The 14,505-nt window shown below is 45.6% G+C and carries 13 protein-coding genes; 7 read left to right on the forward strand and 6 right to left on the reverse strand.

Features of this window, described 5'->3' with window-relative positions:
- Positions 1–433 precede the first annotated feature (433 nt).
- The 4 genes from ACFSB2_RS02940 to ACFSB2_RS02955 all read right to left on the reverse strand — a co-directional run bounded on the left by ACFSB2_RS02940 (position 434) and on the right by ACFSB2_RS02955 (position 5,049).
- Positions 434–1,987, reverse strand: a complete 1,554-nt coding sequence (locus tag ACFSB2_RS02940) for a glycosyltransferase family 4 protein (RefSeq protein WP_377941145.1) — start codon at positions 1,985–1,987, stop codon at positions 434–436.
- 28 nt (positions 1,988–2,015) lie between these two features.
- The gene (locus ACFSB2_RS02945) at positions 2,016–3,785 is read right to left on the reverse strand and encodes an ATP-binding cassette domain-containing protein (RefSeq protein WP_377941147.1); all 1,770 of its coding nucleotides are present in this window, start codon (positions 3,783–3,785) and stop codon (positions 2,016–2,018) included.
- Positions 3,779–4,777, reverse strand: a complete 999-nt coding sequence (locus tag ACFSB2_RS02950) for an MvdC/MvdD family ATP grasp protein (protein WP_377941148.1) — start codon at positions 4,775–4,777, stop codon at positions 3,779–3,781. The genes ACFSB2_RS02945 and ACFSB2_RS02950 overlap by 7 nt, the downstream gene beginning before the upstream one ends.
- Positions 4,778–4,845: 68 nt before the next feature.
- Positions 4,846–5,049, reverse strand: coding sequence for a hypothetical protein (locus ACFSB2_RS02955; protein ID WP_377941149.1), 204 nt, complete (start codon positions 5,047–5,049; stop codon positions 4,846–4,848).
- An 807-nt stretch (positions 5,050–5,856) separates the two neighbouring features.
- Here ACFSB2_RS02955 and ACFSB2_RS02960 point away from each other — a divergent pair.
- Positions 5,857–6,426 carry a site-specific integrase gene (locus ACFSB2_RS02960; protein WP_377941150.1) on the forward strand — a complete coding sequence of 190 codons (570 nt, stop codon included), beginning with the start codon at positions 5,857–5,859 and terminating at the stop codon, positions 6,424–6,426.
- Between the two features lie 8 nt (positions 6,427–6,434).
- On the opposite strand, the gene ACFSB2_RS02965 is transcribed toward ACFSB2_RS02960, so the two are convergent.
- On the reverse strand, positions 6,435–7,202 hold the full coding sequence (locus ACFSB2_RS02965; RefSeq protein WP_377941151.1) for a helix-turn-helix domain-containing protein: 768 nt from the start codon (positions 7,200–7,202) through the stop codon (positions 6,435–6,437).
- Between the two features lie 486 nt (positions 7,203–7,688).
- On the opposite strand from ACFSB2_RS02965, the gene ACFSB2_RS02970 reads away from it, so the two are divergent.
- The 3 genes from ACFSB2_RS02970 (at position 7,689) to ACFSB2_RS02980 (ending at position 10,501) form a co-directional block, all read left to right on the forward strand.
- On the forward strand, positions 7,689–8,543 hold the full coding sequence (locus ACFSB2_RS02970; RefSeq protein ID WP_377941152.1) for a helix-turn-helix domain-containing protein: 855 nt from the start codon (positions 7,689–7,691) through the stop codon (positions 8,541–8,543).
- Positions 8,544–8,628: 85 nt separating this feature from the next.
- On the forward strand, positions 8,629–9,522 hold the full coding sequence (locus ACFSB2_RS02975) for an AbiTii domain-containing protein (protein ID WP_377941153.1): 894 nt from the start codon (positions 8,629–8,631) through the stop codon (positions 9,520–9,522).
- An 82-nt stretch (positions 9,523–9,604) separates the two neighbouring features.
- Positions 9,605–10,501 (forward strand): AbiTii domain-containing protein, encoded by an 897-nt coding sequence (locus tag ACFSB2_RS02980; RefSeq protein ID WP_377941154.1) that lies wholly within the window; start codon positions 9,605–9,607, stop codon positions 10,499–10,501.
- 307 nt (positions 10,502–10,808) lie between these two features.
- Here the strand turns inward: ACFSB2_RS02980 and ACFSB2_RS02985 are convergent, their stop codons facing one another.
- Positions 10,809–11,132, reverse strand: coding sequence for a hypothetical protein (locus ACFSB2_RS02985; protein ID WP_377941155.1), 324 nt, complete (start codon positions 11,130–11,132; stop codon positions 10,809–10,811).
- A 206-nt stretch (positions 11,133–11,338) separates the two neighbouring features.
- Here ACFSB2_RS02985 and ACFSB2_RS02990 point away from each other — a divergent pair, with 206 nt between their 5' ends.
- From ACFSB2_RS02990 to ACFSB2_RS03000, 3 genes are read left to right on the forward strand one after another with little or no spacing between them, the layout of a single operon-like run.
- Positions 11,339–12,079, forward strand: coding sequence for a hypothetical protein (locus ACFSB2_RS02990; protein ID WP_377941157.1), 741 nt, complete (start codon positions 11,339–11,341; stop codon positions 12,077–12,079).
- 3 nt (positions 12,080–12,082) lie between these two features.
- Complete coding sequence (locus ACFSB2_RS02995) at positions 12,083–12,775, forward strand: relaxase/mobilization nuclease domain-containing protein (RefSeq protein WP_377941159.1); 693 nt, start codon at positions 12,083–12,085, stop codon at positions 12,773–12,775.
- 7 nt (positions 12,776–12,782) lie between these two features.
- The gene (locus ACFSB2_RS03000) at positions 12,783–14,330 is read left to right on the forward strand and encodes a type IV secretory system conjugative DNA transfer family protein (protein WP_377941160.1); all 1,548 of its coding nucleotides are present in this window, start codon (positions 12,783–12,785) and stop codon (positions 14,328–14,330) included.
- Positions 14,331–14,505: the final 175 nt, after the last annotated feature.

Consider the following 14,505-nt stretch of genomic DNA (forward strand, 5'->3'; position numbering starts at 1 on the left):
CACGGAATTACTCCGTGGCCTACTTAGTTCGAACGTTAGGCAGGTGACAATCTGCATCTCCTAACCCTTACGGGGGCGACGGCTGCCTGTTCCGTCCTCAGAACGTTCGAGACTTAATTTACGAAATCAGTGTTCTTATTATACATGTTGTTTCATTTCCTTGATTAAACAGGCGTCCAACGTTATTCCATTACCTCACACTGAAATTCTCTATCCTGTAAATAAATATAAAAACGCTATGGGTACTGCACTTATTTACGACATGTGTTTACCATATGACAAGCCTGTATATGGAGACCACGCCAAACCCGGGGCTAGGTACTGAACGGAGATTTAACAGTTCGTGTTTTCCAAGTGATACCTAGGCACGCAGATTGAACAAAAAAGCCCCAGAGGACGGCTTTGGTCTCTTTGTTCGCTTACTCTCCTAGATTCATTCCTGTAATGAAATAAATCCATGTTTCAAAAGAAATAATAGAGCTGATTGTGGATTCTTTATTTGCTTCATTTTTAGGGAAAATACACAGTCTTCCCAGCTGATGCTCTGTACCAAAGAAACTTCCTCCAACGCGGAAAGAATATCCTTATACTGTAGTATCCTTGTTAGGTTAGGGATACCTTGATATACAATATTCAGTATGTTTCCAGCATAACTCTGTGAAGTTAATCTGTTGTCGGGCTGAATAATTCGAGAGGGATACCCGTGGAATGGGTCTTTAAATTGGCAATTTGAAGGCCAAGACACTGGTATGGCTTCTTTGGAAATAATCGTTCTGAACCTGTGTACCCACGCTTCCTGAGTGTAATGCTGCATAACATGTTTCGGTCCATGACCCAAACATTTGCGCCGAAGCTCTTCATCATACAGTCCCCTCTCGACAGCTAATGAGAGTTGTTCTAAATCTATTGCGACCTGTTGGGCCATTTGCAAATGATGAATCTGCCATGGAACAAGGTTTGCCCAGGGTCCATACTTCTCCGATTGGATAGTGTATGTTGGAACGAATAGTCCTGTCTGTTCAGGAATTACGGTTTCTTTGTATCCGTCCCATTCACTGGTCACAACTACGCAACCGGACGCCATTGCTTCTAACGGCGTCAATCCAAAGCTTTCTTGAACCGAGTCAGAAAGACAAAGAACTACATCACTCGCGGAGTAAAAAAGCGACCTGTCCCACATACCCGCATTTGGAATAATGAGGACTTTATCATCTAGTCCAAGCTGTGAAGCTGTTCGTCGAATAGCAGAGGAGTATTTATAGTAGTCATCCCCAACCACGAGTAATAACACATCTCGATCCATGAGTAGCTTCTTTAGCCCAATCATGGGTACCGTGAGATCCGTCTTATCATATGGTGATAGCCTGCCTAAAAACGTAACAATTCCTGTAGCAGTTGGTAGGCCTAGCAACTTACGTGCTCGTAATCGTTCAACCAAATTGAAGTTATTTAGATTAACTGCTAAAGGACAATGGTATACTTGTGGATGATTAAATACGTTCCCCGCGTTATCAGATAGTAGATGCTGAAGGGCGTGAATAGACGTCGAAGAGGACCCCAGAATCGCATCACCATCCCGCCAATCCGTCGAACACCAGTCTGACCACAGAGGACGCAGATGATTGTAGGAAAGCGTATGATAGGCACAGACTAATTGAAACTGTTTAGTAAATGTCCGTCGTACCTCGGACAACGCTTTAACGCGCATCCCATTAGGATCATAGAGGACGTCTAAGTCACCATCCAATAATGGCAGTTCTGAAATATGTCGTACAGTAACATTGCACTGTACTTGCTTGGTTATTGACACTTGGTGAATATATGCTCGTATTGCCTGATCGTTCTGATCGCTTGTCAGAATGATTAGTGTATCATCCCAGTAACGTAACAAAGCCTCTAGCCATGTATTTTCTGCGAAAGTTGCTCCGTAAATCTGTGCCCCGTCTCGGGCATTCGGGTTTGTGTCAGACACTATCCCTAGTTTCATCATTCATCCTCCCATCTGGTTTATCATTTTAGGAAATCGACTCTTGGGATGTAGAATATAATTCTGCCACACGATTAAACATCTCAGCGTAGGTTCCGCCTTCATTTATCAATTGATGATGGGGCCCATCTTGGACTATACGTCCATGTTTTAGGACGACAATACGATCGACATACTTGGCCACACCCAAACGATGGCTTACTAACACCATAGTTCTGCCACGAAATTCACGGCTGAGAGATTCGTATATCTCCAATTCCTCTAATGGAGATATTGCTGAAGTTGGTTCATCAAGTAAAATGACAGCTGTGCGATGATCAACGAAAGCTCTTGACAGACATAGTCTTTGCCATTCACCGCCAGACAGTTCCATTCCACTATCGTCAAACTGACGAGTCAGATACGTATCAAGGTTCGCAGAATGCTTTTTCATGATTACCTGAGCATTAGCTTTTTCAATTGCACTTTCAAGTTCCGTATCGTCGACCGAGCGATGTAGTGTGGACATTCGAACTGCGTCTCGCACACTTAAAGCTGGTTTCCAGAAGTCCTGGAACACTACATGAATTCTCGACTCTGGCGGAACTATCGGCTGTCCTTGTAGTGTGACGGTACCTTGTTGTGGTTGAATTAACCCGCTCAAAATTTTTATCAATGTAGACTTTCCAGACCCATTTTCACCCACCAAGGCAACATGCTGTCCAAACGGAATTTCTAGTGACACATTGTCCAATGCTAATTCGTTAGAGGCTGGGTATGAGAAGGATAGATTACGGATATTAAGTGTCTCAGGTGTCCCCGATGCTGCTTTGTTCTCCACGGTTCCGTCTAACGTGTCAGTGAACCTGTTGGGTAGCCGATTAAGAAATAAACTAGCTTGTGTAATCTCACGAAAACTTGTGAACACCGTTCCAGAAACCGCCGTTATTGTTATCAACCCTTGGATCAAGGCAGCTATTGACCCGATTTTCATGACACCGTGAGTTACAGCGTGCACTAGCCACAATATGACAGTAATCTGAGTTAGAAATAAAGCGAGTCCGGACAGAGTAAGTGCAAGCATTCTTTTAGATGCTAGATGTATTTCGCGCTGGTTGTAACGTTTAGCGTAATTCATAAAAAGGTCCCGAATATACTCATAGAACCTTGGATATGCACGAATTTCTTTTGCTGCATCGCGACCAAGAATTATGCCGCGAAGGTAATCTAGCCGTCTCCTCTCGGAAGTATACGAAACCACTAATTCCATGTTCTTGTTCATATAGACCAATTCAATGAATGATGCTGCAGCAAGGGCTGTTACTACCAATGCCGACCAGATACCAGCGACGCTTGCTACGGCAGAGAGAACTGCAACAAGAGAGAGTGTTCCTTGAACCGCCTCAGGAATGTTAGTTGCGATAATAAAAGGCGACACTGCAGTTTGCATCCACCATAAGTTAGTTTCGTCGAGCTTCTCCGGGTTATCCATATCCACTAGTGACATCATCCGTGTTCCAGCCATAACACGCTCCGTCATATAGACATTTGCGTGTCTGCTCATAATGGTAGATAGCCACTGACTTACCGGGTTGAGCACGTTTTGCAATAGGAGAGATATTATTAAAACACTCATGTACAGAAGTGGACTTTGGTGCTCAGATAAGCTCGTAACTAACTGTGCCGTCGCCCATACATACGCCCCTGGAATCAAACCACTGAGAACAGATACTAGGATCTGAGCAACTAAAACAACAAAGTTAGATGCCCAGAGGGCACTAATAGACCGCGCAAACCCAGAGAGGAAATTTTTTACCATGTTGTATTTTTCACCTCCATGTAAGCGTGATTTAATAGCATCTCAACAAAGCGTCCTGTAATATCGATGTTTAATTGCTGCTCTAACCACGCAAATTGCCCAGCAGAATTGACCTCGAAGAAAACATATTCACCTTCTGGGGTCATAGCAAAGTCAAGTGCACCATATGTTAGGCCGATCTCTTGCATAAATCCGTGAATTTTTTGAGTAATTGAGTCAGGTAAATTGTGTTGTTTATACCCTAATTCAAAAACAGGGGCTTTTCGCCAATCTACTCGTCCCTTTGGGTGTTCTTGTGAAAAAATCTCTGCTGCAAAAATTGTTCCGTCAATATATGTAACTCTAATATCACAACGTTTTTGTACATGTTCCTGTAATAAACATGGGGTAATGTGGATTGATTCTTTAAGTCCGTCTAAATCCGGGGCGCTAAGTAAAGTAGTATATGTCCCGATAGCCTCATCAACGCCATTAAGTCGGTATAGTGGCGGATGCATGAGTTTGTATATGATCTCGTTTTCACATGCTTCTGCAAACGCCATAGCCTCATCAGAATTATTTGTAACCAACGTCCGAGGAGTTGCCATGCCATACTTACCTGCTAATGTTAGCTGAGGTAGTTTGAACTTGGCGCGGTTAATCGCAAGAGGATGGTTTATTACTGGTACTGGTACGGAACGAAGAAACCCCCAAACAGCATGCTCTGTTTCCCCAGCTCTGAACGCGTTTCCCTTTTCATCGAGTTCAGGTATGCTCGTAGTAGTGTCAGGTTGCCAGATCCAAATACTTCTGAGATCTTCAATCGTAAATTCCTTCCCTTCATAATGTAACTTACTTTTCCATGGATCATGTGGTTCCCAAGATATAAAACCTGATTCGGGGAAGCAGTCAAGGTTGATTCTCAAATACGGAATTCCAAGCTCGCGGAGACGAACTATAATTCGATCCACCATAAAATCAATTTTCCGGGTAAAAATTGCAATCGCTTTCATACTAATCCTCCATAACTCTCGATAGCAGGCTCCCGACGGGACCCTGCTATCGAGAGTGTAAGTATTAATTACTGTCCATTCTCAACGTCAATCACGTTTCCCTTGACACTAGTTTGCGTAATTCCATCGACAATAATGTTAACCAAAGGAGTATTATCACCCTCAATGACCAACATCTGTGAGTTTACATCATAACTAAATTCAGGCCATTCTGGTAGCTCTATGAAGTCCCTACTTTCAATCGCAAGTCCCAGTGGAGCCGCGTTTGCCATAGTTTCACCCCCTCCCTTACATATATTCTATAACATGGTAGTCGAATCGTCATGGCCAAAAAGTCCTATTTTTCATATAATTCAAAGTTTAAATTCTACTTAAATAACTATCCCACCTTTTCTTGTTGAGTTCCTCGGTCTGTGACATTCGATAGCACGTCAGTCACCCTGGCCTAAATCGAGAAACACAACATAAAAATAGCGCATCAGTGCAGATATAAAGGTAATACACAAAATGGGCGTTTTTGCCCATCTCCCCAAAAGGGTTGATTTTGGATTTTAAAAGCGTGGGAACTGGAAAAAGTGGCATTATCAAATCGTACAAAACAGACTTCTGTTCGATTCAAAGTGCTGTTGTATCAATGATTTTATCCTAGATGAGTATTAGGGTTGGTTTGAAAACAACATAGTGGTATTCATGGTTGCAATTTAGTCGTATGACGACAAACACTTAGCTTTCGTACGTCCGTTAGGAAGATGGATATACGCTTATATCATTCGTATATTTACAATTATACTGGTGTAAATCCGCGTTTTGGGCGGGACTCCTTCAAAGCCTTGGCTGTCCTGCGTTTCTTCAGCGGCTACAGTCAATTCTCTAATTTGCTTCAGTTACCTTGCAATGCCCAAGCTCCCCGGCGATTTTAGTACAAGAACGAAAGAAACACAAGTATATTGTGTTTCTTTCACAAAAACGCCGAGATTCCTTGCACCACAAGGGGTTTCGGCGTTTTTTGTGCTGTACTATTTTTCGGTCTTAGGCTACAATGAAACATAATTATATAAAATGTGTGGATGTGTTTCTAAGTGGAATTCGTGGAACCGATTCGCGACAAAAAGAAAATTGAAGCCATGAAATTGATGCTTCGCGGAAGTAATTTGCGGGATTACTGTCTGTTCGTGTTGGGGATCAACAGCGGGCTGCGCGTGAGCGATCTTTTGCAGTTGAACATCGAGGATGTTCTCAGTGAAAGAGGGAAAGTGCTGGACCGAATCACGATTCGAGAGAAAAAAAACGGAAAAACGAAGACTTTTCCAATCAGCAACAATTCAAGAAAGGCCATTGAGGAGTACCTAGAAAAACGAGCCTCATATTTACGTTCTGAGCCGCTTTTCGCCTCTCGGAAGGGAAATACCCATATACAGAGGGTACAAGCCTGGAAAGCCCTAAATAAGGCCGCTAAAGCGGTGGGGATAAAAGACCGCATTGGAACACATACGCTTCGTAAAACATTTGCGTATCACGCCTTCAAACAAGGGCAGGACATTACACTGTTACAGAAGCTGCTGAATCACTCAGCACCATCCATCACACTTCGGTATATCGGGATCACACAAGATCAGCTTGATGATGTGTATTTGACGTTGAACCTTTGAGTACATCATTATGCTCTACGCCACGGCCACCATCCTCTTTTTTGTTGTCTCGCTTCTTCCTGCGCTCGCTCCTGCATAGTACGAAGGGTTTCCATCAATTCACGGTCGCGTTCTTCGACTTTTCGTCGATCTTCGGTTGCCGCTAACTCCAATTGAGTTATTTTAGCTTCATATGAGGTGATTTTGTCGTGCATTTGAAGCTCATACGAAGTGATTTTTTCCGTCAGTGACGCATTTGTGTCACGCGAAGTCGAAAGCAACTCTTTTTGATTGAGCTCCATTTCCTTTAAAACAGATGATTTCATTTCGGATAATTTATCGTTCGTTCGAAGTTCATAAGAAGCGATCCGTTCTCGAAGCTCGGCATTCTCCCTTTGAATAGCTTCAAGCATCGTTTTGTTAGCGTTAAATTCATCTCGCATCTGTGTAAATGTTTGAGTCATCATTTCCATAAGCGAGCCAAACTCACCAGTCAGTGCGGAATCAAGCGCTTTGGATAGCATGATTTCTGTAGTCTCAACCTTACTTTCTGCCTCTTTGGCTTGAAGCGCCTGTTCGCCGTAAATTGCCCTCCTGGCGTCTTCAATCGTCGCTTTGGGTTGTGACAATATTTTTTTTATAAATTCGATACGACTATATTGATCGACAGAAAAGAAGCGAGTTCCCGTTGAATTTTTTTTGCTCTTAATAAGTCCTTTTTCATCCCAATATCGAAGCTGTGCTGCCGTAGTTCCTGTTTCCGACGCAACTTGCGAGATGGTTTTTAGCTCGTCCATAATTTTGCACCACCTCATATGTACTTCAAATGAATTTGAAATAAGTTTATCAAAACCTCTGTAAAGGTTGCTATATTATCAACGTATCTTAGGTTCATATTACCTCTGATATCTTCATAGTACCCCATAAAATTGAGAGCCGAAACGGTTGTCCCAGCAAGACAAGGTAACTGCATAGCCTAAAAACCCCCCAGAGCAACTTTTAAGCTCAAGAGAGAGGGCAATCTAGTATGTCTATTATTGCCGGATTTTGTTTGTTATAATTGGAAACAAAACAGGGACGAAAAAGCAGAATAGGACCCTTTGCTTTGGCCGGCACAGGTCCTATTCTCTCTCAAGTTCTTCATATAGACGCCTTGTCACATAGACAAGCTGTGTTTGCGTTTATTCTCGCAGATACATAAGTTTTTTGCAACCAGTGACAAGGCGCCAACAGAGGAATTTGTTGGGCCTTTTTTCGTCCTCCGAATAAGGAGGATACATAGAATGAATGAACAAGGTCAGGTAAGAAAAGGTTGGACAAACGGGTATTTCACAGTTCCAAACGGGATCTATGAGATGCAGATCGGCGGCCATGCCAAGGCCGTCTATGTCTATTTGTGCCGTCGGGCTGATTCGGAAGGACAAAGCTTCCCCGGATACGGGACGATTGCAGGAGAAGTTGGTTTTAGTAGGTCTACAGTCCAAAGAGCGGTTAACGAGCTCATCAATGCAGGTCTATTGTTAAAGGAAGTCAGAGGGCGTAAAGAGAACGGTGAGTTCTACCCGAACCTTTATACCGTCATTCACCCGCTGGATGTTATCCCTAAGAGGGTATGGTCTGACAGACCACATCCCCCAAAGGGTATGGTCACAGAGAACACACCTATGGTCAGCGAGACTATACCTATGGTCACAGAGAACATACCTATGGTCTGTGAGAATAAAGAAGGAATACTCATTAAGGACTACCCATTAACAAAACCCATTAAGGACACACCCACACAAGAAGCTTTTACTGTCATCCAAGAAATTTCTGCGACGATTGAGAGATCAGAGGAGCCTACCGAAGTAAAGAAACAGAACGAGCATGTGTGTAAAGAGATTCAATCCGTTCTAGAAGAGAAAGGAATCCAAGTTCAGGCCAAGACCATAAGAGCATGGCTTCAAATTGCAAAACCAGATGATGTGCTATATGCAGCTGAGTTGGCCACAAAAGAGGGGGTTAGAAATCCTGCTGGATTTATTGGATCATTAATTCGTAACGGTATAGTGCGTGTCGAAGCAACTACGACAAATAAAACATCAAATGCCAAAGATAAACGATATACTGCCTTCTATAAATTATTTCCAGAAAATTGAACGCAGGTTACAATGTACAGAAGTGTAGATATTAAGTGAGTTATTCAGCATTAAATTGGTAATATGAGTGAGAGGATCGATGTCGGTGGCATCCATTGTATTGGAACTGCAGCAAAAAGCCATGTACCAGCAGGGTTCCGTTTCGGACTTGCTTCGGATAGCTTACGCAGTAGCACGAAAACTCAGGGTAGATAAGTTCACTTCATGGGCTAAACAAGAGCTTGATGGATATCAGAGTGTGGATAAAGACCTCATCCCTCAGTACAGAACTGTTCGAGGACAGTTACGGGCATTCAACCCTTATAGGGGCTGGATTCCGGCGGTAATTCCAGATGATGGACTTTCGAAGTTGGTTGAATCCACCCAACTGTTTGAGCCCGTACCGGAAATTGAGCATATTTTGTCAAATAATAACGGAATCATTCAAAAAACACTTCCACACGTTGCTTCTACAACGTTATCGAAATACTTCAAGATGGATACACAGTTCTCGTTAATACTTGAGCGTTCAGCACTCGAAGGCATTCTGCAAGATATTCGACAGAATGTTCTTGACTGGGCACTCAGACTAGAGGAGGAAGGCATTTTGGGCGATGGAGTAAAATTTTCTGACGAAGAGAAGCAAGCCGCACAGGAACACAGTAGTCAATTGAATATCACGGCACCGGGAGCACATATTCAAGTTCAACAGAACACCTCTCATTCATCCCAGACTATGCAGACTCATCAAATTGACATTCAACGAGTACAAGCACTAGCTGAACAAATTCGTACAAATCTCGACCAAACTGGTCTAAGGGAAAATGACAAAGGAGAGGTTCTGCGAGAACTCGAGGTTTTATCTGAGCAAATACACTCCACGTCACCTCATCCTGGATCTATTTCCAAGTCTTTCGCATTTATTAAGAGTGTACTAGAACGTGCTGTGGGCAGCTTGGTTGCATCTGGTCTGCTATACGAGATTGACAAATTACACTGATAATGACCCATAGATCGACTCTTCTGGAGTAGATAACTTACCTGTGCACAAACCTGAAACGAGAGGTGTGAACAGAACCACCATGCCATCAGTCGTGCTAGAGTTACAACAAAAATCTATGCTCGACCAAGTCTCAATATCCGAATTGCTTCGTATGACCCTTGTTGTGGCTCACAAACTCAGTGTATCAGAATTTTCCTTGTGGGCGCAGCAGGAGCTAGACGGATATACGAGGATCGTTAGCGACCCTGTTCCACAGTACAGGCACGTACATGGACAGTTATGGGCACGTGGGCAGACGGCCACAGAATACGTGCCTGTAGAGACATTTAGCGAACTCACGAACGTAGCTGAGACTCACATAGAAAAGACTTCTATTCCACAACTGGAACTGTTATTATCCGAGAACAAAGACAAGGTTTTCCGTAGAGATTTTTCAGCGGAGGCATTGAATAAACTGAACGAGATAGGATATGGTGAGCAGTTCGCCTTGTACGTACATAGAGCGGAGTTTCATCTGATACTACAAACAATCAGACAGCATATTTTGACGTGGACACTTCAGTTGACTGACGAAGGGATTTTGGGACAAGGTATTCAATTCTCAGAGCAAGAAAAACGCGTGGCGCAAGAACATCATGAACATTTAACCATAAACGCCCCAGGTGGGCGCATTCAAATTCAACGTGATACAACGCATTCTACTCAGACTATGGAGATTCATGGACTCGACATTCAACAACTTCAAACGCTGACGGAACAGATTCGCACCCATTTAGAGCAGACTGGACTGGAAGAAGAAGAACAAAGTGAAGCTCTACGAGAAATCCACACTTTAACGGAACAGGTCCAATCAGGTTCACCGCAACCAGGAGTTATCTCGAAATCTCTGACGATCATAAAAAGAATATTGGAGAATGCGAGTAGCAGTGTTGTTGCTACTGGCTTATTGGCTCTGATAGATAAATTTTCTCACTAATACCACCCTGAAACATATGTAAGAGTGAGGTATGTTTGCTTTTTTCGACTTTGGATTCGATGGTCTAAGAATGTAGCTATGAACGTTCATTCTTCGATGACCACCCTATCATGAATTTACGAATACTGCGCCTTCAAAATAAATATGCTCGTAGACGCTCATAATGGGGTCTAGGAGAGGTTTTCTTTATCTATACATACAAAACTACGTTCGTTGCATTTTAACAGCCTTGTAGTCGATTCTACTGGGCCATTTTTGATTTGGCAGTTAGAGGGGATGAATCCCTATGGTCTTTCATCCCCTGACGTTAGATTTTGTACATCCCTGCCTCGCCAAGGCCTTTCGCGGCATATCCTCGTCTACCGCCTACGGTATTCCACGAGCCTTGACGAATGATACCTGTCTGCCCTGCGCTAGCCGGGCAGAGGCCATCCAACGCGGCGAGCCTCCATCTCCCCACGTTGGATGGCCTGGGTCTCACCTTGTCCTCGTCTGGAGCTTGCCCAGCCTGTGGAAGGCGAGACATCGGCTGCACTCCGGGTTCGACGCTCGCTCCCGCATCGCTGGAACCCTCCGCACAGCCGAGCGGTGTCCGTCCTCGCACGGAGCCTGCCCGTGCTGCGGATGACACCGCAAAGACGCCCCGTAAAAAGATAAAAAACGACCGCGGGAGCGGACGTTTTTTTTTCTTTTTAGAGGAAGGCAGAGTTAAAAGTGTCCGACACTTCGCGTCGAACACACACTCTGCAAGGGTGGAGGCGTCCTCCCCCTTGACCCCCACCCGCCGACACTCTTAAAATTGGTTTGTATATCCAATTTTTTGCGAGGTGTCGGCAAATGCAAAGGCAAAAAACCACACTTCGTCTCGATCCCGCGATTGTCGGTCTTGGCCGCAAATTGGCCAAAACCGACTACGGGTCGGAGACGAAGCTCGGCTTGCTCATTGAGCAAGCCATCAGAGCCTATCACGCTCGTCAGCTCACAGAGTTGGAGGCCAGTGGCCTCATCTCTGCTACTGAACGGGCGCTCGTCGAACGCTTAGAGAAGCGGTTCGACGAAATGAGCCAACGCACCGTGGAGCGCGTTGGCAATCTCATTGCAAAATCATCCTACGAAACCTCGTACAGTACAGCCATCATTGAGGATATTTTCACGGGCACTTATTCCGACAAACGCAGAGCTCGCAACGAGTTAGAAACCCTTCGCAAAGAAGCATCACAACGAATGCGCAAGCGGTTTGACCAGGAAGAAGCAGAACAGGTCGCCTCTCTGATCGTTGAACATGAAAATGTGTTGGAGGAAAACAAGGCGCTGCAAGCACGTGTAAACGAGCTTGCAGAAAGGGTCAACCAAGCGAATGTACAGGTTAAACAGGCTGACGCCATCAGTACTGAACTGCGAAATCGACTCCGTGCGCGTGAACAGGAACATAGCGAGGAACGAGCACAGAGCGCGCAACTTGAGGCGTGGACACGCGGGCTGATGAGATACATCCGGGAGAATGTTGGCCGGATGAAAACGGGGGAACAGGGGATCGCGGAATATATACAAAATCACCCTGCGCCAAAGGGGTTATAGGACATGACTGCACATGTGAAATCATTGGGCTTTTACAAGCATGGTGCCACCTCTAAACCGTTGTCGAAGGCCAAGGCCAATATCAAATACATATCTGCCGACCATGAGCGTCACGAAAATAAGCCGGAACTGTTCAGTAAAGACGAGGATCGCGTGCATCGCCAAGACGTATATCAAAAGCTCCAGGAACAGCCGGAACGCGGCGTTGTCGCGCACAAATTGGTATTGACGGTCTCTGAAGATGAGCGTAATCGTCTAAACCTCGATATGCGGGAACTGGTTCGAGATACGATGAATCGTTACGAAATGCGCAACGGTCAAAATCTCGATTGGGTGGCTGCCGTTCACGACGACAAAGGCCATCCCCATGCACATATCTTGATTCGCGGTTATGACCAGGACAACAAACAAGTTGGCATTTATCCGCGCCATATTAAAGATTTTCAGGAGATTGCCGAACAGGAAAAGAACAGGCAGGTAGAGCGCCATCGAGAGCGGCAACCAGAACGTGGTCATACACGCGAAAAAGATCGCGATGTGTTCAGGGAGATGCATCAGGAGCTGGGAGAACGGTACGACGGGAAACACGGCCAACAGCGCGCACAGACGCCACTCATGAGAGGAACAGAGGAGCAGTCGAGGCCCTTGAAGCGCGTCGACGAACGGTTCGGACGTGAACCGAGTTTAGAAAGGTAGATGTTCCATGAAAAAACCTTTACAAGCAAGGCCACAAATTGCGAAACGCCTGCTCGTAGTCCTTTTGGGGATTCTAGCTTTTATTGTCCTGATGACGGTTCATCCTGCTTGGGCATTGGTATTTGTTATCCTGGCGGTCGCGTGGCGACGGCGGGAATGGTTTTTACGATTGTGGGCGTTCATCCGCAAGAAACCGTATGTATCCAGGGAAGAACGGCAGCATTTGGCCCGTTTGCGCGACAATCCGCTGGGTGAGAGCCATTTCATGCAAACTCACCAAAGTGAGTTGGCGACACGGTTATCTCACTTGAGTGAGGTAGACGGGCTTATTTACGGCCAAGATCGGAAACATGCGATTGTTCGGCTGGCTCACAAAGAAGGTCATACGCTCATTGTCGGGGGATCTGGTGAAGGGAAGACGGTCTCCCATGTCATTCCGACTTTGCTATCGTGGCAGGGCAGCGCCCTGGTCATTGACATCAAGGGGGAGCTTTACGAAAAAACGGCTTCCTATCGCCGCTCATTCAGCCGTGTGCTACGGTTTAACCCGGTCGGGGACGATCATACGTACAACCCGATTGATTACTGTCAGACGGTCTTTCAGGCACAGGATTTGGCTCAGACGTTGATACCCGAACCCAAAGAAGGCGATCCCTTTTGGGCACAGGCCGCACAGGGGATTTTTGCGGCGGCCATCCTGGAGGGCAACCGACAAGTTCTTAGCCTTGCAGACGTGGCGGCGAGATGCATTGAGACGCCAGTGCGGCGTCTTGTGGAAGAATTGTCGAAGAGTGAGCATCGGGGGACTCGACTGCTTGCCAGTGGGTTTGTTGATCTGCCAGATAAAGCATTAGGCGGTGTGGCCGGTGAAATGCGCTCAAAATTGCTCACCCTGGCCACAGATGACGATGTGATTCGAGCGACCGCACGAAGCGATTTTAAGGCCTCTGACCTGGACAAGCCGACGACTCTTTATCTGACCATTCCAGAAAGTCGTTTGGAGCAGTTGCGACCGCTCTGGACGGCGGTGATTCAGCAAATCATCCGGCATATGCAAGAGCGGCCTGAAGAGGCATCGGTTCCGATTCTGGTTATGCTCGACGAGTTTCCACGCCTCGGAAAAATGCCGGAATTTGACGGCAGTCTTGCCACGCTGCGTTCGAAGAACGTCCATTTTTCGATTGTGGTACAGAGTCTTGCCCAACTGGACGACCGCTATGGAGAAGACATCCGGCGCATCATCGTGGATAACTGTTCGTATAAGCTGATTCTGTCGGCCACGGACGACAAGACACAAAAAGCGCTGTCAGATCTCGCTGGCCAACGAGCAGTGAATACCACGAGTTATTCACGTTCGCACAATCCTCTCCAGATTTTTGGTAGCGAAACGAATAATGAACAGACGGTACCGCTCATCCGACCGGAGGAATTTGGCCGACTTGGAGAAACTGCGATTCTGTTCCAACCGCGTACGATGCCCATGAGAATCCAGCGCCTTAGATGGTATGAGAATAAGGCTTTTCAAACCAAGGTAAAGGGGGAACAGGGGGCATAGAGGGGCATAGAGGGGTTATTTGCGCGAGGGTTTGCACACAAGATGCATACAAGACTAGAAATTCAAAAGGCCACGGAATTACTCCGTGGCCTACTTAGTTCGAACGTTAGGCAGGTGACAATCTGCATCTCCTAACCCTTACGGGGGCGACGGCTGCCTGTTCCGTCCTCAGAAC

Origin of the sequence: Alicyclobacillus fodiniaquatilis (assembly GCF_042678105.1) — a bacterium.
Classification (GTDB): Bacteria; Bacillota; Bacilli; order Alicyclobacillales; family Alicyclobacillaceae; genus Alicyclobacillus; species Alicyclobacillus fodiniaquatilis.

Excerpts from the sequence above, each read along its gene's own strand:
- ACFSB2_RS02965 (WP_377941151.1), bottom strand. The coding sequence starts at position 7,202 with ATGGACGAGCTAAAAACCATCTCGCAAGTTGCGTCGGAAACAGGAACT.
- ACFSB2_RS02990 (WP_377941157.1), top strand. The coding sequence starts at position 11,339 with ATGCAAAGGCAAAAAACCACACTTCGTCTCGATCCCGCGATTGTCGGT.
- ACFSB2_RS02940 (WP_377941145.1), bottom strand. The coding sequence starts at position 1,987 with ATGAAACTAGGGATAGTGTCTGACACAAACCCGAATGCCCGAGACGGG.
- ACFSB2_RS03000 (WP_377941160.1), top strand. The coding sequence starts at position 12,783 with ATGAAAAAACCTTTACAAGCAAGGCCACAAATTGCGAAACGCCTGCTC.
- ACFSB2_RS02995 (WP_377941159.1), top strand. The coding sequence starts at position 12,083 with ATGACTGCACATGTGAAATCATTGGGCTTTTACAAGCATGGTGCCACC.
- ACFSB2_RS02955 (WP_377941149.1), bottom strand. The coding sequence starts at position 5,049 with ATGGCAAACGCGGCTCCACTGGGACTTGCGATTGAAAGTAGGGACTTC.
- ACFSB2_RS02950 (WP_377941148.1), bottom strand. The coding sequence starts at position 4,777 with ATGAAAGCGATTGCAATTTTTACCCGGAAAATTGATTTTATGGTGGAT.
- ACFSB2_RS02945 (WP_377941147.1), bottom strand. The coding sequence starts at position 3,785 with ATGGTAAAAAATTTCCTCTCTGGGTTTGCGCGGTCTATTAGTGCCCTC.
- ACFSB2_RS02970 (WP_377941152.1), top strand. The coding sequence starts at position 7,689 with ATGAATGAACAAGGTCAGGTAAGAAAAGGTTGGACAAACGGGTATTTC.
- ACFSB2_RS02980 (WP_377941154.1), top strand. The coding sequence starts at position 9,605 with ATGCCATCAGTCGTGCTAGAGTTACAACAAAAATCTATGCTCGACCAA.